General features: G+C 55.6%; 18 protein-coding genes. 15 read left to right on the top strand and 3 right to left on the bottom strand.

Annotation, left to right across the window (positions count from 1 at the left end; genetic code table 11):
• The first annotated feature begins 20 nt into the window (after positions 1 to 20).
• From B4923_RS09760 to B4923_RS09705, 12 genes are all read left to right on the top strand, one after another.
• Positions 21 to 953: a sigma 54-interacting transcriptional regulator gene (locus tag B4923_RS09760; RefSeq protein WP_211313938.1), complete on the top strand. Its 933-nt coding sequence runs from the start codon at positions 21 to 23 to the stop codon at positions 951 to 953.
• A gap of 537 nt (positions 954 to 1490) precedes the next feature.
• The gene (locus tag B4923_RS09755) at positions 1491 to 1697 is read left to right on the top strand and encodes a type III secretion system major pilin HrpA (RefSeq protein WP_109054155.1); all 207 of its coding nucleotides are present in this window, start codon (positions 1491 to 1493) and stop codon (positions 1695 to 1697) included.
• Between the two features lie 72 nt (positions 1698 to 1769).
• The gene (locus tag B4923_RS09750) at positions 1770 to 2126 is read left to right on the top strand and encodes an EscI/YscI/HrpB family type III secretion system inner rod protein (protein ID WP_245929534.1); all 357 of its coding nucleotides are present in this window, start codon (positions 1770 to 1772) and stop codon (positions 2124 to 2126) included.
• Positions 2127 to 2132: 6 nt separating this feature from the next.
• Positions 2133 to 2897: a type III secretion system inner membrane ring lipoprotein SctJ gene (sctJ, locus tag B4923_RS09745; protein ID WP_109054153.1), complete on the top strand. Its 765-nt coding sequence runs from the start codon at positions 2133 to 2135 to the stop codon at positions 2895 to 2897.
• A gap of 6 nt (positions 2898 to 2903) precedes the next feature.
• The gene (locus B4923_RS09740) at positions 2904 to 3542 is read left to right on the top strand and encodes a type III secretion protein (RefSeq protein ID WP_245929532.1); all 639 of its coding nucleotides are present in this window, start codon (positions 2904 to 2906) and stop codon (positions 3540 to 3542) included.
• A 9-nt stretch (positions 3543 to 3551) separates the two neighbouring features.
• Entirely contained in the window at positions 3552 to 4166 is a 615-nt protein-coding gene (gene sctL / locus B4923_RS09735; protein WP_109054152.1) for a type III secretion system stator protein SctL, read from the top strand.
• A gap of 69 nt (positions 4167 to 4235) precedes the next feature.
• The gene (locus B4923_RS09730) at positions 4236 to 4460 is read left to right on the top strand and encodes a serine kinase (RefSeq protein ID WP_109054151.1); all 225 of its coding nucleotides are present in this window, start codon (positions 4236 to 4238) and stop codon (positions 4458 to 4460) included.
• Positions 4447 to 4881 carry a type III secretion system chaperone gene (locus B4923_RS09725; RefSeq protein ID WP_109054150.1) on the top strand — a complete coding sequence of 145 codons (435 nt, stop codon included), beginning with the start codon at positions 4447 to 4449 and terminating at the stop codon, positions 4879 to 4881. The genes B4923_RS09730 and B4923_RS09725 overlap by 14 nt, the downstream gene beginning before the upstream one ends.
• Positions 4874 to 6910: a type III secretion system outer membrane ring subunit SctC gene (gene sctC, locus B4923_RS09720; RefSeq protein WP_109054149.1), complete on the top strand. Its 2037-nt coding sequence runs from the start codon at positions 4874 to 4876 to the stop codon at positions 6908 to 6910. Before B4923_RS09725 ends, sctC begins: the two co-directional genes overlap by 8 nt.
• A 29-nt stretch (positions 6911 to 6939) precedes the next feature.
• The gene (hrpT, locus tag B4923_RS09715) at positions 6940 to 7176 is read left to right on the top strand and encodes an HrpT family type III secretion system protein (protein WP_425428611.1); all 237 of its coding nucleotides are present in this window, start codon (positions 6940 to 6942) and stop codon (positions 7174 to 7176) included.
• The gene (locus B4923_RS09710) at positions 7169 to 7531 is read left to right on the top strand and encodes a type III secretion protein (RefSeq protein ID WP_109054148.1); all 363 of its coding nucleotides are present in this window, start codon (positions 7169 to 7171) and stop codon (positions 7529 to 7531) included. Before hrpT ends, B4923_RS09710 begins: the two co-directional genes overlap by 8 nt.
• 178 nt (positions 7532 to 7709) lie before the next feature.
• Positions 7710 to 8816, top strand: a complete 1107-nt coding sequence (locus B4923_RS09705; protein WP_109054147.1) for a type III secretion protein HrpN — start codon at positions 7710 to 7712, stop codon at positions 8814 to 8816.
• A gap of 547 nt (positions 8817 to 9363) precedes the next feature.
• Here the strand turns inward: B4923_RS09705 and B4923_RS09700 are convergent.
• On the bottom strand, positions 9364 to 9708 hold the full coding sequence (locus B4923_RS09700; RefSeq protein ID WP_109054146.1) for a DNA-binding protein: 345 nt from the start codon (positions 9706 to 9708) through the stop codon (positions 9364 to 9366).
• A gap of 1 nt (position 9709) precedes the next feature.
• Positions 9710 to 11107: a pectate lyase gene (locus tag B4923_RS09695; RefSeq protein ID WP_109054145.1), complete on the bottom strand. Its 1398-nt coding sequence runs from the start codon at positions 11105 to 11107 to the stop codon at positions 9710 to 9712.
• Between the two features lie 178 nt (positions 11108 to 11285).
• Between B4923_RS09695 and B4923_RS09690 the strand changes: the two genes are divergently transcribed.
• Both B4923_RS09690 and B4923_RS09685 read left to right on the top strand, forming a co-directional pair.
• On the top strand, positions 11286 to 16490 hold the full coding sequence (locus tag B4923_RS09690) for an AvrE-family type 3 secretion system effector (RefSeq protein ID WP_245929527.1): 5205 nt from the start codon (positions 11286 to 11288) through the stop codon (positions 16488 to 16490).
• A 14-nt stretch (positions 16491 to 16504) separates the two neighbouring features.
• A complete protein-coding gene (locus B4923_RS09685; RefSeq protein ID WP_109054144.1) occupies positions 16505 to 16927 on the top strand; it encodes a type III secretion system chaperone in 423 nt (140 codons plus the stop codon).
• A gap of 64 nt (positions 16928 to 16991) precedes the next feature.
• Here the strand turns inward: B4923_RS09685 and B4923_RS09680 are convergent, their stop codons facing one another.
• The gene (locus tag B4923_RS09680; protein WP_109054143.1) at positions 16992 to 17663 is read right to left on the bottom strand and encodes a GntR family transcriptional regulator; all 672 of its coding nucleotides are present in this window, start codon (positions 17661 to 17663) and stop codon (positions 16992 to 16994) included.
• A 311-nt stretch (positions 17664 to 17974) separates the two neighbouring features.
• Here B4923_RS09680 and B4923_RS09675 point away from each other — a divergent pair, with 311 nt between their 5' ends.
• Positions 17975 to 19639, top strand: a complete 1665-nt coding sequence (locus tag B4923_RS09675) for a ShlB/FhaC/HecB family hemolysin secretion/activation protein (RefSeq protein ID WP_109054142.1) — start codon at positions 17975 to 17977, stop codon at positions 19637 to 19639.
• The last annotated feature ends 10 nt before the right edge of the window (positions 19640 to 19649 follow it).

Here is a 19649-nt window from a genome sequence, read left to right as displayed (position 1 = left end):
GGATGGGCGCAGGAGCAGGCATGATTCAGGAATATTTCCACTCGATATCAGGAGTTACCCCCGCTTTTACTGACGATATTCATGCAACGCTATCCCCCCTTATCAATGTGGTTGCGCCGCTGAATGTCGATATCGTGTTAGAGGGAGAAACCGGTACGGGAAAAGATACGCTGGCGCATCGTATTCATCAGCTTTCAAAATGCAGTGGTCCATTAGTGGCGGTGAACTGCGCCGCCATTCCCGAAACGTTGGCGGAGAGCGAACTGTTTGGCGTGGTGTCGGGCGCGTATACCGGCGCCAGTCGTTCCCGGGCGGGGTATCTGGAAAGTGCGGACAAAGGCATCCTTTTTCTGGATGAAATTGACAGTATGCCGATGACGCTACAGGCGAAAATGCTGCGCGTGCTGGAAAGCCGGGGCGTCAAGAGGCTGGGCAGCACCCAGTTTACCCCCGTGGAGATGCGGGTCATTGTGGCGACGCAGACGCCGCTGCTGCAACTGGTGGAGAGTGGATTATTTCGGCGCGATCTCTATTTCCGGCTGGATACCGTTAAAATACAGTTGCCGACGTTGCGTTCGCGTAGTGATTTGATTCTTCCCTTGTTTCAGCGTTTTAGCGAGGAGGCGGCGGCACGTCTGAAAATGCCTGCGCCGCGCGTTTCAGCAGAGATCCATGAACGGCTGGTAACGCATTCCTGGCCGGGGAATATTCGTGAACTGAAAGCGGCGGCTGAACGCTGGGTGTTGGGGCTTTCCCCGTTAGCCACGGCGCCAGTCACGCGGCATCAGCCCTTGCAGCTCAAAGATCGTTTAAAACAGATTGAAAAATATCTGATTCAGGATGCGCTGCAACGGCACGATCATTGTATTGACGACGTGGTCAGCGAACTCGGGATCCCCAAACGCACGCTTTATCATCGTCTTAAGGTATTGAATGTGATGAAACGGATTTGAGACGTTGCGACAGTCCAAAGGAAGGGTGACGGGCAGGGATAGCCCGTCATAAAAAAACGCCGGAGCGTTTTTCAACGTCGCTTGCGACGGCCCGAAGGGTGACGGGCAGGGATAGCCCGTCATAAAAAAACGCCGGAGCGTTTTTCAACGTCGCTTGCGACGGCCCGAAGGGTGACGGGCAGGGATAGCCCGTCATAAAAAAACGCCGGAGCGTTTTTCAACGTCGCTTGCGACGGCCCGAAGGGTGACGGGCAGGGATAGCCCGTCATAAAAAAACGCCGGAGCGTTTTTCAACGTCGCTTGCGACGGCCCGAAGGGTGACGGGCAGGGATAGCCCGTCATAAAAAAACGCCGGAGCGTTTTTCAACGTCGCTTGCGACGGCCCGAAGGGTGACGGGCAGGGATAGCCCGTCATAAAAAATTTCGCATGGCGTGGAACTCATTACATGCCTTTCTCTACTTAATGAATGAACAAGATGACTGTAGGTACAGCATGACAGTTCAATATCATAAACTTTCATTATTTGGAGATACATCATGGCCTTAGGACTTTCTCAGATTGCATCGCAGAACGCCTCTCAAACGCTGGACAGCGCTATGGCTGGTTCATTAACCCGTGCGGCGGACGCCCAGGCGCAGAAAATTGCGCTGGATACCGAAAACTCCATTCTGGATGGTCAGATGGATTCTGCCTCTAAGTCACTGAACTCCGGACAGAAAGCGGCAAAAGCTATTCAGTTCTGATGATCATCATGCAACCGGGGGGAATGATTCCCCGGTTTCTCTCTTGTTCGCTCCTCTATGGAATTCACTACCATGAAAATTACCCATGTGAATGAGATAGCCTCATCAGGCGGTCAGGTTGGTGACGATCGGCTTTTCGCCAACAGTCAGGATGTGTCCTGGTTCAGCGCGGCGCTTGAATCCAAACCGGTCACGCCGGTCGCCGATAATAGCCAGTGGCTGGGCGCGTTGGCGGAAAAATCGCAAGGGCTGGGTTCGGTATTCAAAACGGCGGAGCGTGAAGTCAGCCAGTCCATGCGCTCCAATGATCCGAAAGATGTTCTGGATGCCACCCGGACATTGTCTTCTTTCTATCTTGAAAGTCTGCTCAGCGCCAAACTGGTGGCGAAAAGCGTGCAGAGTCTGGAAAAACTCACCAACTTACAGTAGCGGCCTATGAAAATGCACAAGCGAGCGATATTTCTGTTGTTAGCGCTGCTGCTCACCGGCTGTGAAAAACCGATTGAGCTGAACCGTGGCCTGTCGGAAAACGATGCTAATGAAACGATCGCCACGCTCGGACGTTATCAGATTGCCGCCGAGAAGCGGGTGGATAAAACGGGGGTGACGCTGGTGATCGAGGCTAAAGACATGGAAAGAGCGGTCAATATTCTTAACGCCGCCGGTCTGCCGCGTCAGTCGCGAACCAATCTGGGCGAGGTTTTCCAGAAGAGCGGCGTGATCTCTACGCCGCTGGAAGAGCGCGCCCGCTATATTTATGCCCTGTCGCAGGAAGTGGAAGCGACGCTGACGCAGATTGACGGCGTACTGGTTGCCCGCGTTCATGTGGTATTGCCGGAGCGGATTGCGCCCGGTGAACCGGTGCAGCCTGCATCTGCCGCCGTATTCATCAAATATCGTGCGGAGCTGGAGCCAGACAGCATGGAGCCGCGCATTCGTCGTATGGTGGCCAGCAGCATTCCCGGGCTATCGGGAAAAAGTGATAAGGAGTTGGCTATCGTTTTCGTTCCGGCGGAGCCTTATCAGGATACGGTGCCGGTAGTGACGCTGGGGCCATTCACGTTGACGCCGGATGAAATGCAGCGTTGGCAATGGAGCGTCGCGCTGTTAGGCATCATGCTGATGGGGCTGTTGGGATGGCGGCTGGGCCAGCCGCATATTCAGCAGTGGCGGCAGAAACGGGGAGAGGCCCGGCAGTGATAAATCATGCGTGCCGTGAATAACAACGGTAATCATAAAAACAACAATAGCGAGGCCAATATGCACACGGAAGTAACACGCCTTGACTGGCTGACGTGGTGGGCGAGTGGCTGTGTATGGCAATCCGATCCCAGTTGGAAAAGCGAAGCCATTTTCCCTGTGGAGCGGCAAAAAGCGCGGGCGTTTATGCATGCCAATATTCCGCTGCTGAGCCGGCATTTCGATTTGCCGATGCAATTGCCGCCGGAGCCGGTGGTTTCCCTGATGCAGATTGGGACGCTCAGTGCGTTTCAGCGCGAACAAATTCTGAATCTGATCGCGGCGGCGTGCCAGCCGCCGGCGCCATCGTCAGTGTTGACCGACGAACAGATTACCTGGTGTCGGCGGCTGGCGAAAGCGCTGCGTCCGGGGCTGTGGTTATCGCAACACGTCGCGTTTACTGACGGATACGCTGACGCGCTGACCCTATTGCGGGTTCGCTATGGTGAAATCTGTTGGCCGCGCTTGCGGCTGCTGTTTCCTCAATCCTGGGTGACGCGCTGCCGTAAACCGGAATATGCATTGCCTGCCGGACGATTAAATACGCTATGTGACGCGCTGGTCTGGAAGGCGGCCGCCGTCACGCAGGATGGAGCGATGTCATAAGGAGTGATGATGTTAGCCAAAAGAAGGTTTGTCGCTTTACCCGGTGCAACGAGCGATGAAACGGTGATTATCCCGGCGGCGCGGGTTGCGGAACATCAGCGCAGCCGCACGCTATGGGATGATGCCAATGCGCGAGCGGCGGAACTTTTGCAGCAGGCGCGCGAACAGGCGCAGGAAGAAACCCGGCGCGTGCGGGAACAGGCGGAAGCCCGTTTTTGGCAGCAGGCCGACAGTCTGTTACAAGGCATCGCCCGCGATCGGGAAAATCTTGAGCAGGTTCTGGTGACGCAGGCGGCTCAATTATTGCGTGACGCGCTGAGCCGTTTACTGGACGAGGTGCCCGCTCAGGAACGGCATGGCGCGCTGTTAAAACAGCTGTTGAAACAGCAACAGAACGACGTCAAAGGGACGTTGTACTGCCATCCCGCCCAGTTGGCGGAGGTGAACGGCTGGCTGAAGGCGCATTCTCATCTGGAGTGGCGCCTGGCCAGTGATGAATCGCTGGAAGCGGACGCCATGAAACTGATCACCGCCCATGGCGTGATGTCGCTCGACTGGCAGCGGGCCATTGCACAACTGCTGCCGCCGGATGTTCCCGCGCCGCCCGGCGTCCGCGAACTTTGATCCGGAAATAATGGAACTGCTACCGAGGGTTGACCACTCAACATCAGGTCAACCACAGGAGAGTTCAGTATGTCCATCAATCCTACCCAGCGTCGTTTGGACGCCCATCTGATCAACGCGCAGCAAAAGCTGGACGACATCGCGCTGAATGTTGCAGACAGCGGCGCCAGTCAGGCAGACAGCTATGCCTTTTTTGAGGCCAGCATGAACTATTCCAACGCCAGTTGGGCGGTGGGACAACTGTTGAGCGTCAAGCACGGTTTGGCGAAGGCCATCATCAATGACTTCAACTGATTTAACCATCGTAGTGGAAAACTGGCTGAATAGCGGCGTCGCGGTGCTGCGACTGGAAATTGATAAAGGCGCGGTCGCATTGGTACGGCATTCGTGCGGGGTTGCCTGCCGCGCCGCGATCCCGCTCTCCGCTCCCCTTGATGAGCACATGCTGGAGCAGGCGTTGCAACTGGCCGAGGCCGCGCGTCACCAGTTTCATGATGAAACCGCCATGCTGTCGATGTCCCCGCAGGATGAGCAACTGTGGCTATGGATGCGGCACGAACCCGATGACGCTTTTCGGCTGTGCAGAAGTCTGGAAACGCTTCTGAATCAACGCGATGCCTGGCTGGGATTGCTATCTCCCGCGATCAGAACCGCCGCGGCGGTCCCATTGAATTTGAATACGCTGGTTTTTTTGCAAGGAGAACAGCATGCGTAAGGCGTTATATGGCGTTTTACTGATGTTATACCGTTGGTTTTGCTGGTCGCTGGTTCTGATCGGCATGATTCCGCTGGCGCACGCCGCTACGCCGTCAGAGTGGAACAAAGGGGCCTATGCTTATTCCGCCGAACAGACGCCGCTGTCTGGCATTCTGACGGATTTCGCCAATAGCCACGGCGTGGATCTGATGTTGGGAAACATTGCCGACAATGACGTTACGGCCAAAATCCGCGCCGATACGCCGGTCGCTTTCCTCAATCGTCTGGCGCTGGAACACCGTTTCCAATGGTTTGTATACAACAATGCGCTGTATGTCAGTCCGCAGGACGAACAGGGGTCGGTTCGTCTGGAAATATCGGAAGAGGCCGCGCCGGATCTGAAACAGGCGCTCAGCGGTATTGGTTTGCTGGATCCGCGTTTTGGCTGGGGCGAGTTGCCGGAAGAGGGCGTCGTTCTGGTGACCGGGCCGCAGGCCTATATCGATTTAATCCGCAATTTCAGCCAGCAGCGGGAGAAAAAAGAAGAACGTCGCAAGGTTATGATATTTCCACTGCGCTATGCCTCGGTATCCGACCGGACGTTGCAATATCGCGATCAGCGCGTGGTGATCCCCGGCGTGGCGACCATTCTTAACGAGCTGATGGACGGCCAGCGCAGCGCTCCCGTTGGCGCATCCGGTCCGGTGTCGGCGCAGCCGGATACGGGAATGGACATGATGCGTGAAAGCACCCGGGCGATGATGGTCAGACTGGCGACGCGCAATAATCCTGAACGTACCGCAGAGGAGGGCGGCCGGCAGTCGCTGAGTGGAAAAATATCGGCCGATGTCCGCAATAATGCCCTGTTAATCCGTGATGACGAGAAGAGACGCGCCGAATACCAGCAGTTGGTTGAGCACATCGATGTGCCACAAAATCTGGTGAATATCGATGCCATCATTCTGGATGTCGATCGTTCTGCGTTGTCGCGTCTGGAAGCGAACTGGCAGGGGCAACTGGGGAACGTCAGCGCCGGCAGCACCATGATGATGGGACGCAACACCCTGTTTGTCAGTGATTTCAAACGGTTCTTTGCCGATATTCAGGCGCTGGAAGGCGCCGGAACCGCATCGATTGTCGCCAATCCCTCCGTGCTGACACTGGAAAATCAGCCCGCTATTGTGGATTTCAGCCGCACGGCGTTCATCACCGCCACCGGCGAACGGGTGGCCGAGATCCAGCCGGTGACCGCCGGTACCAGTTTGCAGGTTACGCCGCGCGTCGTGGGGCAAGGCGCGCAGCGCAGTATCCAGTTGGTCATTGATATTGAAGATGGTCAGGTTGAAACCGCCAGTGACGGCGCGGCCTCTGGCGTGAAGCGCGGCACGGTCAGCACGCAGGCGCTGATCGGCGAGAACCGGGCATTGGTTCTGGGAGGTTTCCACGTCGAGGAGAGCGGCGATCGCGATCGCCGCATTCCGATATTGGGGGATATCCCGATACTGGGGAAACTGTTTACCTCAACGCGCCATGAAGTTTCCCGGCGTGAGCGGTTGTTTATTTTAACGCCGCATCTGATTGGCGATCAGACCGATCCCACCCGCTATGTGTCCACCGAAAACCGACATCAGTTGAACGGCGTCATGAACCGCGTCGCACAGCGCAATGGCAAGACCGATTTATACAGTCTGGTCGAAAATGCGTTGCGCGACCTGGCCAGTCAGCAGTTTCCCGCCGGATTTCAGCAGGAGGATCGGGGTACGCGGCTGAGCGAGGTCTGCCGTTCCCAGCCGGGTCTGGTGTATGACAGCGGCCGCAACCAGTGGTATGGCAATAGTCAGGTGAAACTGAGCGTGGGTGTGGTGCGCAATAGCGGCACGCTCCCCCGGCGCGTGGATGAAGCCGCCTGTACCGGCAATCGGACGCTGGCTGTCGCGATATGGCCGAAAACCCTGTTGGCGCCGGGAGAATCCAGCGAAGTCTTTCTGGCGCTGCAACCTTCCGCCGCGGTGCAGCCTGCCCGGCGTTCCCTGCTGTCGGCGCAATAATCCGGAGAAACCTTATGTGGAAAAAAGCGATGAGTAAACGATCTCTCGGCACAAAACCGCGTCATAAAAAAAACAATGGACACAAATACCTGTTCCCTGTGTTGTTGGCGGTGCTGCTGAGTGCCTGTTCGGCGCCTCGCCCCGTCGCGAACTGCACGTCGGTAACGTGTCGCCCGCAGCCTGACGCTCGTCAACTCGTTATCTGGTGGTCCCCCGATCTGCGCAGCGGTCCTGCGGATTTCAGCCGGGTGAGTGTTGATGACTGAGCATGCGGAGGTTTTCCCCCATCAGCAGGATTTTGTTGCCGCGATAGCGCATCTGCCCGCGGGTCTTTGGCGGGTTAATGATGACGCCACGTTTTATTTCCAGCGCCTTTCTGCGCGATCTCAGACCCCGGACGTGCTGTTATGCCTGACGTTGATGCCGGGTAGACGTTATCCCGGTGGAATACGTCAGGTTTTGCAACAGCGCTTTCAGCAGGCGGAAGCGCTGGGGGAGTGTTATCTGAGTATGGATGCGCGGCAGAGGCTGATATTACGTCGCACCTTACCGATATCAGCGGCGCGGTATCCACAGGCTGTCGCCGATCTGCTTCGGCTGGCGGGGTTGCCGCCGGCGTAATGGCGGTAATCCCGGTAACGGGAAAGCGAGTGGCGATAAGCGTTTTTCAGTCAAAGAGAAGGGAACTGAACCGGCCGCAGAATCACTTAAATGGGGAGCGCCAATCTCATGCAGGCCGTCCTAATCGGCAAACAGGATGGCGCTGTTCACAAACCCATTTTATTGTTGAGGAAATATTATGCTTAATTCTCTTGGTGGCAGTACCTCATTGCAAATTACGATCAAGGCAGGCGGAAGCAACAGCCTGCTACAGACAACGAACAACCTTTCACAGCGTAACGCGGTTCAAAACAATTCATCACAAAATCAAGTTAGCAACCAACTGAATAACATCGTGGAACAACTGTCTGATTTGATGACATCCATGCTGTTCATGGGAAGCTTGCTGAACGGCGGCGGCTCGAGTAGTGGTCTGGGAGGATTGGGTAACGCGCTGACAGGCGGTCTGGGCAACCTGGGCAGTAGTTTGGGCAGTAATCTGGGGGGAGCGCTCGGTGGCGGACTGGCGAGTGGTTTGGGCGGGGCATTGGGCGGCGGTTTAGGTAACGCATTGGGAGCTGGCATGAATGCCATGAATCCAACGGCGGTGCTGGGTAATCTGTTGTTCAGTGCGTTGGATGATCTGCTGGGCAGCGGCGCGTCGCAAAACCAAAACGGTCTGGGCGGCTTGTTCGGTCAGAATCAGCCTACGTCCCCGGAAATTTCCGCCTATACCCAGGGCGTCAAGGATGCGTTGACTGCCATTACCGGCAACGGTTTGAGCCAGTCATTAGGCAACCAAACGCCGTTACAGTTAGGCGGCAATGGCTTGCAGGGGTTGAGCGGCGCCGGCGCATTTAACCAGCTTGGCAGCACGCTGGGTCTGAGCGTCGGGCAGAAGGCCGGCCTACAGGAGCTGAATAATATCAGCACGCATAATGACAGCCCGACCCGCTATTTTGTCGATAAAGAAGATCGGGCGATGGCGAAAGAAATTGGTCAGTTCATGGATCAATATCCTGAAGTGTTCGGGAAACCTGAGTACCAGAAAGACGGTTGGTCAACGGCGAAGCAGGATGACAAATCGTGGGCGAAAGCACTCAGCAAGCCGGATGATGATGGCATGACCAAAAGCAGCATGGATCAATTCCTGAGAGCGGTCGGCATGGTCAAGAGCGCCGTGGCGGGTGATAGCGGCAATAGCAACCTGCATGCCCGTGGCAATGGCGGCGCATCGCTGGGAATCGATGCCGCCATGATCGGTGATCGAATCGTTAACATGGGGCTGGAAAAACTGGCCGCATAAAAGACGATTAGCATCGAGCAATAACGAAAACAGGGCGCAGGCCCTGTTTGAGTTTGAGGACAAACGTTCACATCACGGAATGATTCCCTGCTATGCAAAGCGCGGAGACGGTTTCGTGCGTGATAAATAAGCGGTATCTCTCTGCGGCACTCGCGCCATGCACGACTCAGGGCGCTCAATCGCCAGCGCCCTGAGAACCCGGGCTTTTGGCGAAAATTATGCCGCTAACGCGGTGCCTTCGGCGTTCATGCCCGCCTTTCGAGCCGCCAGTGACGAGTTGCCAACGCGGCACTGGCTTTCGCGACGTCCTGTCGCTCACTCGGCGGTCATGCCCACTTCAGCATAATTCTTTACGCCGGGAGGGAGAAAAACCGTGAACTATTCTGGCATCTTAAACGTTGTAAGCCTGAGATACACCGGGCGATGCTCGGGTACCGTGGGGATTTTGCCGGGTATTTTTCGCCGGATTTGTGATTTAGCCAGTGGATATCGGTTGAAGAACGCCACCTGCTGGACAGGTGGCGAGTTAGTCGGTGGGTTTTATTGCTTATTTGAATAGCGGGGCGGCCTGACGCGCGGCCATCAAATGGTCGGCCATCTTTCTGACCACCCAGTATGCCGTTTGCGCCACATCGCTGTGCAAACCGTTTTCCGAATGCAGGTCGGCATGGCGCAGAAAATCCTGCTCCAGTAAATCCACAAACGTATCGAACTCAAAGGCTCCCCGCTGTGGCGCATCTTTCTGCGTTAACACTACGTTCAGGCAATCGTTGACCCGCTGAATGGCCCGCTCGAACGCCAGACGCTGGTCCGGTGACAGGTATCCTCCCCGCCTGGTCAGATCGGTCCAGCGGGTGGGCGCGTTATGGGTGTCAATCATCGTATTCAACATATTAATTCACCTGTAAGTTAGCGGAGTCCGGGACTTTGTAGTGATTGTTGACGTTAACCAGGTTGAGGTTGCTGCCTTTCACATTCAATCCTTCACTGTCACTCTTCACGAACGAGAATTTGCCGTTTTCGGCGTCAATATTGCTCAGGTTAAGATTCCAGTTGCCCTGTTGGCCGCCGTTGGTCCGCACAAACGTACCGAAATCTTTCGCCTTAAAGTTATCGATGGTCAGGTTGGCGTCGGCATTCAACTGGAAGATTTTGTCTGAAGCGCCCTGAGCGCTGCTGTTGGTGATTTCAACGTTGGCGGGCTTGCCGTTGTTGGATTTCACGGTCAGCGCATCTTCACCGACGTTGGTCCAATGCACATTGTCAATTTTCGCATCACCGCGGACATGCACGCCGTCGGCGGCGTTATCGCCAAACACCACGTTTTTCAGCGTCGCCCCCTGAGCCAGCTCAAAAATGGGTTTCTGTCCCTCCGCCTGACTGCCGTCGCCTAATGCGCTTCCGGCGACAAAGGTCTTGCCGCCGCCGTCAAAGACTTCGCCGGGGCCGACCTTGATAGTCTCATTCACGGTGGTGACGTCCTTGCCCGCGGCAGGAAAGGTAACCGCCCCGGTTTTCCCTGCTTCAGCGCTGGCGCCGGTCAACGGTATGTTCGAAGGCGAAGCGGGAATGCCGGAACTGGCTGAAGGGTTTGCGGAAGCAGAAGGCGTAGCGCTTTGTCCCGTTGCTGTTGACGGCACGGAACCACCGCCGCTGCCCGATGAGCCCGGCGACGCGGTGTTGGCAGGTGACGATGTACTATTTTGCGGCTGGCCGAATTCGCCTTTTTGCGCATCCATCAGGTTGGCAATCAGCTCCATCAACGCCTTGAGCAGCATATTGTCACTGAGTTCACCGCCGCCGTCGGCAGTGGGGTTGATCGCGTTGTTCAGCGCGTTGCTGATGGAATCCTGTAGCAGAGAGCGTCCCAGATTTTCAGGATTTTGCGTACCGTTACTGCCCGATGCGCCTGACAGCGGCGACGCCCCGTTATTGCTGCCGGTCGCGCCGGATTGGTTGCCTGCCCCCTGCGTGTTGCTGCCCGGTATCAACGCTTCGAGCAATTTCATTAATATATCGGCGGGATTACCGTTCTGACCGGCTGCCCCGGCGCCCTGGTTTCCCTGCCCGGAAGCCTGAGAAAGCGGGCTGCTATCGGACGATGATTGTCCATTTTCCAGCAGATTGGGAAGCAGCGCAGTCAGCAATGTTCCCAGTGCTTCCAGCAGTTGACGCTCCTGTTGCGGCGATCGCGATGACGCGGCATCGCCGCCGCCAAACGTTGAGTCGGAACCTGCCGGGGGAAAACCCACGCCAGATGGTACGTTAAACGAGGTATTGATTTCAGCCATGATTGCTCCCTTGAGGGTTAAGTAAGTGGAGGATTAACAGCCTTTCGTCTGTCGTGTTTTAAGTGATGAAAGAAGAAATCCGGTTCCCGGCAGGCAGAGAGAAAAATGCTGGGCGAGGGAACCGGATAAAAAAGCCACCCACTTAGCAAGACAGCCACTCGTTATCCTGGGATTCACCATGCATATTATCCGCCACGTTAAATCAATTCTGCATCTTGATAAGGCCAATTCATCCGACGCTCATCCACCGCCATTGACACAGGGCCGCCGCCGCAGTTCGGGCCAGAAAAACGTGCAGTCGCTGATGCAACACGGGTTACATGATAAAAATAAGCCGCCGGTTCTGACTCAGGGGTCTGGCAGCCAGGTGAAAAATCAGGGCGCGCGCCTGACGGATCTCCGCGCATCACTGGCATCGGGCGGCATGATTCAGAGTTTGCCGCGCACGATGCGGGATTCGCTGTCGTCCGGAGGGCCGATTCAGAGTCTGGCCCGGCGGGAAGCGCCGATGGCGTCCCTGACGCGGGAAAGCAGCAGCGGCAGCCTGTCCGGCAGCGAGCGGTTTTTCACTCCCCCGGGTTCGCTGCCTGACTCGCCCCGGCGAAGCGAGTCCGACAGCGACACGTCACAGCGCTTTTATACCGCGCCTTCCTCGCCGGTCGCTTCACCGCGGCATGAGATATCGATGCATCCGGGGCGCAGGACATGGGAACCGGGCGAGAGCAGTCAGCCCCCGGCTGTCGGAGCAAAAACTCAACGTGCAAACTCATCAGAGGATTTACGCGCATCGCTGGCATCCGGCGGCCCGATTCAGAGTCTGGCGCGCGTTGCCCCGGCCGCGGAGTTCAGCGTCAGGATGGACGATCGTGGCAAACTTCAGTTCGGCAAGGGGCTGCCGGATACGCTAACCACGTTGCTACAGCAAACGCTGGGGAAAAATAGCCAGCCGTTTGTTGCCCACCATGAAAGTCAGGACGACCGACAGCATGTCCTGCTGGATAAATCCGGCCGTTTGTTCGCGATCCAGAGCGAGGGGGAGCATCATATCGCGTTACACAGCAGCGGACGCCGCGCCATTCCGGGCATGGACAGGCAGGGGAAAGACCAGACTGGCGGCATCCAGCCAGCGCATACGCCCGGTCATCTCTCGCTTCAGACTGCATCAGGCGAATCGGTCGAGGTGCCATTATCCGGGCGTATGAATCACGAGTTGTTGACTGGCGTCTATCAACGGCCCGGCCCGGCTTCCGATATCGGCGGGCAACTACGGATTCATGACGGTAAACTGTTCGCGCTCGATACTGAATTTGGCGTCTGGCAGCAAACCAGCGAGGTTTCTCATCGCCAATTATCCCGGCAGGGCGACGGCCAGCTGTATGCGATTCAGGATTCTCATACCCTGATCAACCTCTCTCCGGGGCGCGTCGCGTCGGCGTTTAGCGATAAGATCGGCGCCTTTTCCGCTAATCAAAACGGGCAGTTGGCCGTGCTGACCGAGCGGGATTACATGACGCAGCTGCATCTTCTCTCCTCGCTGGACGCATCTCCCCAACCCGTCGAACTACGGCTGGCGGATAGTGCTCCTGTACATGCGCAGTCGGTTGCCATTACCGCCGAACGCCTGCTGATCGCCGATAGTGCGGGCAAACTCTACCATGCGCCGTTGCCCGGAACGGGCGAACCGAGCGTGACGCTGACGAATTATGATACGCCAGCGCTGGATGCCGCTCTGGGTGCCGATCGTCGCATTACCGGATTTTCACATGATGAACATGGTCAGCTACATGCGCTGGTCAGCGATCGTCAGGGGCAAAAGCATGTTGCGTCATTGGGGCAAAACGCCATGTCGCCGGTTCCGGGTTGGAACCTGAGCGATAGTCTGGTGGTGGATAATACGCTGGGCCTGAGCTCTCCGGCGCCGGTCGGCATCGATACGCTGGACCTGGGCCGGCAGGGAAAACTGGGGCTACAGGACGGCAAGGTCCATTTTTACAATGACAACACCCGGAACTGGGACACATCCAGCGTGGAGGCCAGTCAGTTGAAACGCGGTCTGGATAATCAGGCCTATATCCTTAAGGACGGCGAGATTCTCCCGCTAACCATCAATCAGAAATCAGCCACCTTTACACACGGTGATAATAACGTTTTCGCTCTGTCGCAGGTGCGTCCGGCGCCATCAGCCGATACGGCGTTGCCGGGTATCGATAAACAGGAGGGCATTTCGGCCATGGCGGTGGTCAATCGCCATAAATTTATTACCGTCAACCCGCAAGGCGATCTGCATTTCCACCAGATCAGACCCGGTTCAGACAAGCAGGCGGCGGCGCCGTTGGCGTTGCCGAAAAATGGTTTGTCCGGTGAAATTCGCGATATCACGCTCGATAGCCGGCAGAACCTTTTCGTGCTGAACCATGACGGCGCGCTCTTTCAACTGCCGAAAGCCGACTGGCAAAGCGCGGCCCGCCACATTGAAGCGCAGTGGCGGCCGGTGAATACGCCGATAGACGGTAAAATAAACGCGATCGGAACCGATGCGCAAAATCGCCTGCAAGTCGCGCAGGATGAGCATCAACTGCATACCCTGCAATCGGACGGGTGGCAAACCGAGATCCCGAAGGGCAAGGAAGCGGTAAGAGCGGAAACCCGCGCGGCTGAAACGGTTTTCAATACGCTGGATACGGCAACGAAAGGAAAGCGTATTCCGTTTACCGGGGTCAGCGTGAAAGCGGATGCGCAACTGTTAGGTAAAACAGGCGCAGAGTCGCAGCAGGTTAAAAGCAATTTGTCCGATCTGGTGAGGGCGCATATCTTCACCTTCTCACTGGCGATGCCGCGACCGATAAAGACCTTTACCGACCATGTTCAGCATCAGATTGCCGGGCGGGAAGGGCTGAAACCGGTTTATGACATGCAGGCCGCCCTGCTGAAAAAACTGGAAGCGGCCACCGCGCAGCCCAAGACGCCGACGATGGATCTGGCGAGCAAGATAGAGCATCTGGATCTGGGCGAAAAAGGGCAGCCGCTGCTAAACCTGTTAAAACAGTTTCATAGCGAACTGGAAAGCAGTTCCGCCAAAGCCGCCTTGCTCATCGGCAGGGATCAGCGCCTTCTGAATGACGCTGGCGCGGTGAAAACGGAAGGGAAACCGGCTCCCCAGAACGGGTTGGGTCTGCATCGTCAGGAGAAAGATCTTGCCCCCATGTTGTTGGCTGCGATGCAGAGCACGCCCTCATCCCAAGAGAGTACGGCCGGCTCGCTGGTTAAAGCGTTTGTCGACAGCAACACCCCGATGCATCAGAAACTGAATACCGATGCGCCCGGTCAGCAGCGTGATACCCGCGACATGATGTCGCTGGCCAAAACCCGGCTGGTGCTGGATACATTGACGCTCGGCGATGTGCATGAATTGACCAACCGCCTCGGCGCGTTGTCCGGTACGTCGCCGGACGAGGCGACGCTGGCGCCGTTGATGAACGCGCTTAATGCGCTGCGGCAGGGCGAATACGGGGAGAACCCGGTGAAGAAACTGACCGATATGGGTTTTACCAATCACAAGGCGCTGGAAGCAGATTACGACGCCATCAAAACGTTCATGAAGGCGTTCAGAAGGGAGGATCACGCCGTCAGCGTCACTTCGAGGACCGTGATGCAGACCACCGGCCAGGCGGACATGATCGATAAAATGAAAGCCACCTTGTTATCGCTGGATAGCAACGAAAGTATCGCATTCAGTCGTAATTATGGCGGCGGCGCGTCGATGGCGTTTGTCGTGACGGGCACGTCATTGCCTTTCCCCCCGGTGCCGGGGGGCGGTATCAGCGGCGAAAGAACCTATAGTATGAACTTTTCCCGTGCGGATAACGGCGTCAATGTGTCCTTTGAACGCAGCGGCGGCGTCACGGGTAAGCTGACCTACTCCGGCGGTTATGATGTCAGTGAATACCTGACGGGAAAAACCTCGGCGCAAATGGCGCAGGACATCAACAGCAAGCACAGCTTTACCCCCGACGTGCGCGCCTCTTTCAGCGTATCGGCCAGCCTGAATATGGCGCAACAGAATGCGCTTAACTTTTCACTGACGGAAGAGGAACTGCCGGCGTTTATCGACGGACTGTCCAGCGGCGCGATTAACCCTTTGGATCTGCTGGATAAAGGGGAGCAGCACAGCGTGCGGTCGGGTAAAACGGTCAGTTTTGATCTGGATAGCAATGCGGCGCTGGAACTGCGCGGCGGGATCAATTTAACCCATAAGGGCGCAGCGCCTACCGAAGCCGTATTGCGCGGATCTGTCGGGATGACCGCCGGCGTCAACGTCCTGTCCGCGAGCCGCGCCAAAAGTGTTGTGCAAAGCGAAAACTCAACCACCTATACCGTCTCCGACAATCGTATGCGCTTCATGAATCAGGCGACGGCGGGAACGAACGCCACGCTCAGCGCCGGTATCGCCAGAACCACCAAAGATGGTCTCGTCCCGATCTTTACCTCAACCAGCATCGGGGTGAACGTTTCGATGGATTCACGCACCAACCAATCGATCAGTCTGAACATGAAGAAGGCGGAACCGCTGGAGAAAAAAGACATTGATAAGATAACCCAAACGCTCTCGTCGGCTTTTACCGATCCGGCCAGCCAGCTGTTGATCGATGGCGTGAAGAAAATGTCGGAACCGGATGAACAGTTGGCGATTCTGAACGAGCACTTTTCCGACAAAGGAGGGGAAACGGATGAGCGGTACCAGGGGCTAATGGCGTTGAAGCGTCTGAATGTTCGTCAGGACGTTGCCCGGCGGGATGGCGCGACGCTGGACAGCGTGAAACATACCACTTCGTACACTAATCTGAGCAAACTGACGGAAAACGGGCTGTTCCGGGTGCTGAGCAGCCACCTGTTTTCCACATTGCCGCCGAGTAATGCCGACCGCATTAATCAGTTGATTGCGGAGAATCCGGCGTTAAACGATATCGTCAGCCGGTTGCAGGCCAATGATAAAGCCACGGTATCGGTATCGGTAGCGCTGGAGCTGAAGGACGATGTCCGGGAAAAAATAGAACAGGGCATTCAGAATAAAACGCATGGAAAAGATGATGTTATCGCGCTGTTCAAGGATCGCAATAACCTGCGTCTGGCCAGCATCAATGTCTCGCAGACGGTGAAAAAGAGCGAAGGATTCAATACGCCGTCGGTCATTATCAACGCGTCAAGCAGTGCGAGCGTGAGCATGAGCAAACTGCTTGGCAGCATCAACTTCAGCTATGGTCAGGACCAGACGCTGCCGCAAAGCTACCAGCTGGGCGGGGAAATTGCGAAAGCGCCGCCGTCCACTGCCAGCGCATTGCAACAGTTACAGCAAGAAGGCCTGAAACTGAAAGGACAATCATAAGGAAGGAGAAACAGATGACCCCCGCACAACAACACGTTAGCCGGTTACTACAACATTACGGTCAGACACACCGCACTTCGCTGAGTTTACAGGCGGGGATCTGCGTGATGAATGGGCCTGATGGACAAGAGGCCGCCATGCTGGAAATGCCGGACAACAGCGATGCGCTGCTGCTGCACTGTCAGTTGATGAGCTTTCAGGGCTATGACAGCCCAGCCGCTTATCATCTGATGTTGTTACTGAACTTTGAGATGGCGGCAATGAAGGGATGCTGGCTGGCGCTCGATGAAAATGGCACGCTACGCTTGTGTACTCAGCATGCTTTGGATTCGCTGACCGAACCGCGCTTCAGTGCGTTACTGACGGCGTTTATCCACCAGGCGGGGGAGACCCGATTGTTTGTCGATAGCCTGCTTGCTCAGGTCGATGCGGCCTGAAACTGAAACGACGCGCCGCCGTCCCCTGCGCCGTGTCGCCCGATACGCCGGGGAGGGGGCACCGTTATTCTTGCTGTTCGACGGCAATAAAAGCCAACATGGCTTCACTGCCGTCAAGAATATCTTCCTGAATGGATTGTCTGGCGGCCTGACTGTCCCGCTGGCGCAACGCGCTGAGCACATCGTAGTGATGCTCAATCGCCATTTTCAATGAAAAATGGGCGTAAGCCTGCGCGATTAACGGCCCGGTCCGCATCCACAGGCTGCCGATAAACTGGCTCAGTAAAGGCATCTGTGCCGTCTGCGCCAGCAGTAAATGGAACTCGCTATTTAATTGTAATGCATCGCTCAGGTTATTTTTTTCAATCGCCTGCCGGTTCAGTTGAATATTCACCGCCATGCGTTCCAAATCCTGCGGCGCGATCCGTTTGGCGGCAAGTTCCGCGCCCGTCCCCTCAAGCGCAAGGCGCAGAGTACGGATCTCCATAAACTGCTCTTCGGTTAACTGCGGCACGCGAATATCTCGTGGGGTTTTCAGCACCAGCGCCTGCTCTTTGGACAGTTGCAAAATAGCGTCCCGTACCGGTGTCACACTGGTGCCAACCTGGGCGGCCAGCTCGCGGATACGCAGACGGTCATCCGGTTTGAGGCGGCCGACAATAAGCGCGTCACGCAGCATGGTGTAGACGCTGGAACCCAGATAACTGTGATTGATTTGTCCTATTGGATAGTTCACGCATTCCCCCAGTAAAGGGCATCAGCGTCGCCCCGGCCACTCAATATACAATATGATGCATCAAAAATACTATTCGAGAAGCCATAGGTTTCCCTTATTGAAAAGGCGCGCTATATCGGGTTGACAGGCGGGAGGTCGCCAGCCGGCGGTTGATGAGGCATATTTCTGTTATTATTAGTTATTACAATATTTTGTATTGAGTTAAGGAAAAATTAATTACTGTAAAATTATATGTCATAAAACATATTGAGCTTGATAATTAACGGTTCTACTATAACCAATAAAAACGAATAACTTCAGGGATGAAACCGATGCGGGTTTTTATCAGGCTGCTTTTGATTCTGCCTATTTTTTTTCCTTATTTCGTCTTGTCAGCTCCGCTTAATCCGGCGGACCGCAATGAAATACAGCAACGCCAGGCGGAAGTCATTGAACAGGCCCGCCAGCAGCGAGAATCCTTATTACAGTTGAACCAGCCCCAGACGCGGCAAGCGGCGGGAGATGAAACCGATCGGGGGCATTGTTTTGCCATTCAGGCGATCCGCTATCAACATAGTTCATTATTGAATGAAAAAGATAAAGAACGGTTAAATAAAAATTATATTAATCGATGTATTAATGTTAATAAAATAAATCAACTTATTCATGATGTCAGTAATTGGTATATCGAACGCGGGTATATTACCAGTCGTGCTTTTATTGCTGAGCAGGATTTGTCCGGCGGAATATTAACGATCGATATTCTGGAAGGACGACTGGAATATATTAAAATCAATAATGAATCAAAGCGCGTTTTAAAACAGGTATTCCCCGGTCTTAAAGGTGAAATACTGAATCTCCGCGATATTGAACAGGGGATGGAACAGCTTAACCGCATGCCGACGCAGCAGGTGAGTATTGAAATTCTTCCTGGCAGCCAACCCGGTTATTCCATCGTCAATCTGACCAGCCAAAAACGGCTGCCGCTGACGGCAAATATCAGTTTTGATAATAGTGGGCAAAAAAGCACCGGGCAACAGCAGCTCAATGGCGGCCTATGGGCGGACAACATGCTGGGGATTGCCGATCAGTGGTTTATCAGCGGGGGACACAGCAGTGAATTCAATGACGGAAAGGATGCCGACAATCTGCAAGCGGGCGTGTCACTGCCGTATGGCTACTGGAATCTCAATTATGACTATTCCCACAGCCGCTATCGTAATGATTTCCTGAATCGGGATTTCCTCTGGCATTCGACCGGCGATAGTCAGACGCACCGTCTGTCGGTGTCGCGGGTAGTTTTTCGTAATGGCGATATGAAAACCAGTCTGTCGGCAGGCATGACTCACCGTATCGGGCATAACTACCTCAATGATGTGCTTTTGCAGTCCAGCAGCCGGAAACTCAGCACGGCCATTGTCGGCGTTAATCACAGCCAGAAACTGTGGGGCGGGCTGGCGACATTTAACCCGGCGTACAGCCGCGGGACTCGCTGGTTTGGGGCGGAAAGCGATGCCGGCAAAGATAGCGATGCGCCACGGGCAGCGTTTAACAAGCTGACGCTGGCCGTCAGTTATTACCACCCGATCAGCGAAAACATCAGTTATCTCACCAACTTCTACGGTCAGTACTCGGCGCAGGCGTTGTATGGCAGCGAGCAGGTCACGCTGGGCGGAGAGAGTTCGGTGCGCGGATTTAAAGAACAATATCTGTCAGGCAACCGTGGCGGCTATTGGCGCAATGAAATCAACTGGCGACCTATGGCGTTGCCATTATTGGGCGAACTGACCTTAACGGCGGCGCTGGATGGCGGCCACCTTTTTTCGCATCAAGGGGATAGCGAATCCGCCGGCACCTTGTGGGGCGCGGCGGTCGGGGCGGGAGTCGCCAATCGATATTTGTCACAGCAGATCACCGTCGGTTGGCCGCTGGATTATCCGGACTGGCTGAAGCCCGATGCCGTTGCCGTTTATTACCGTATAGGTCTTTCTTTTTAGCCGTTGAATG

This window comes from Brenneria roseae subsp. americana, assembly GCF_003115815.1.
Lineage (GTDB): Bacteria > Pseudomonadota > Gammaproteobacteria > Enterobacterales > Enterobacteriaceae > Brenneria > Brenneria roseae.
This window is presented reverse-complemented; position numbering and strand designations above follow the sequence as displayed.

Excerpts from the sequence above, each read along its gene's own strand:
- hrpT (WP_425428611.1), top strand. The coding sequence starts at position 6,940 with ATGAGTAAACGATCTCTCGGCACAAAACCGCGTCATAAAAAAAACAAT.
- sctL (WP_109054152.1), top strand. The coding sequence starts at position 3,552 with ATGTTAGCCAAAAGAAGGTTTGTCGCTTTACCCGGTGCAACGAGCGAT.
- B4923_RS09750 (WP_245929534.1), top strand. The coding sequence starts at position 1,770 with ATGAAAATTACCCATGTGAATGAGATAGCCTCATCAGGCGGTCAGGTT.
- B4923_RS09675 (WP_109054142.1), top strand. The coding sequence starts at position 17,975 with ATGCGGGTTTTTATCAGGCTGCTTTTGATTCTGCCTATTTTTTTTCCT.
- B4923_RS09730 (WP_109054151.1), top strand. The coding sequence starts at position 4,236 with ATGTCCATCAATCCTACCCAGCGTCGTTTGGACGCCCATCTGATCAAC.
- B4923_RS09755 (WP_109054155.1), top strand. The coding sequence starts at position 1,491 with ATGGCCTTAGGACTTTCTCAGATTGCATCGCAGAACGCCTCTCAAACG.
- B4923_RS09690 (WP_245929527.1), top strand. The coding sequence starts at position 11,286 with ATGCATATTATCCGCCACGTTAAATCAATTCTGCATCTTGATAAGGCC.
- B4923_RS09685 (WP_109054144.1), top strand. The coding sequence starts at position 16,505 with ATGACCCCCGCACAACAACACGTTAGCCGGTTACTACAACATTACGGT.
- B4923_RS09760 (WP_211313938.1), top strand. The coding sequence starts at position 21 with ATGATTCAGGAATATTTCCACTCGATATCAGGAGTTACCCCCGCTTTT.
- sctJ (WP_109054153.1), top strand. The coding sequence starts at position 2,133 with ATGAAAATGCACAAGCGAGCGATATTTCTGTTGTTAGCGCTGCTGCTC.
- sctC (WP_109054149.1), top strand. The coding sequence starts at position 4,874 with ATGCGTAAGGCGTTATATGGCGTTTTACTGATGTTATACCGTTGGTTT.
- B4923_RS09700 (WP_109054146.1), bottom strand. The coding sequence starts at position 9,708 with ATGTTGAATACGATGATTGACACCCATAACGCGCCCACCCGCTGGACC.
- B4923_RS09705 (WP_109054147.1), top strand. The coding sequence starts at position 7,710 with ATGCTTAATTCTCTTGGTGGCAGTACCTCATTGCAAATTACGATCAAG.
- B4923_RS09710 (WP_109054148.1), top strand. The coding sequence starts at position 7,169 with ATGACTGAGCATGCGGAGGTTTTCCCCCATCAGCAGGATTTTGTTGCC.
- B4923_RS09725 (WP_109054150.1), top strand. The coding sequence starts at position 4,447 with ATGACTTCAACTGATTTAACCATCGTAGTGGAAAACTGGCTGAATAGC.
- B4923_RS09740 (WP_245929532.1), top strand. The coding sequence starts at position 2,904 with ATGCGTGCCGTGAATAACAACGGTAATCATAAAAACAACAATAGCGAG.
- B4923_RS09695 (WP_109054145.1), bottom strand. The coding sequence starts at position 11,107 with ATGGCTGAAATCAATACCTCGTTTAACGTACCATCTGGCGTGGGTTTT.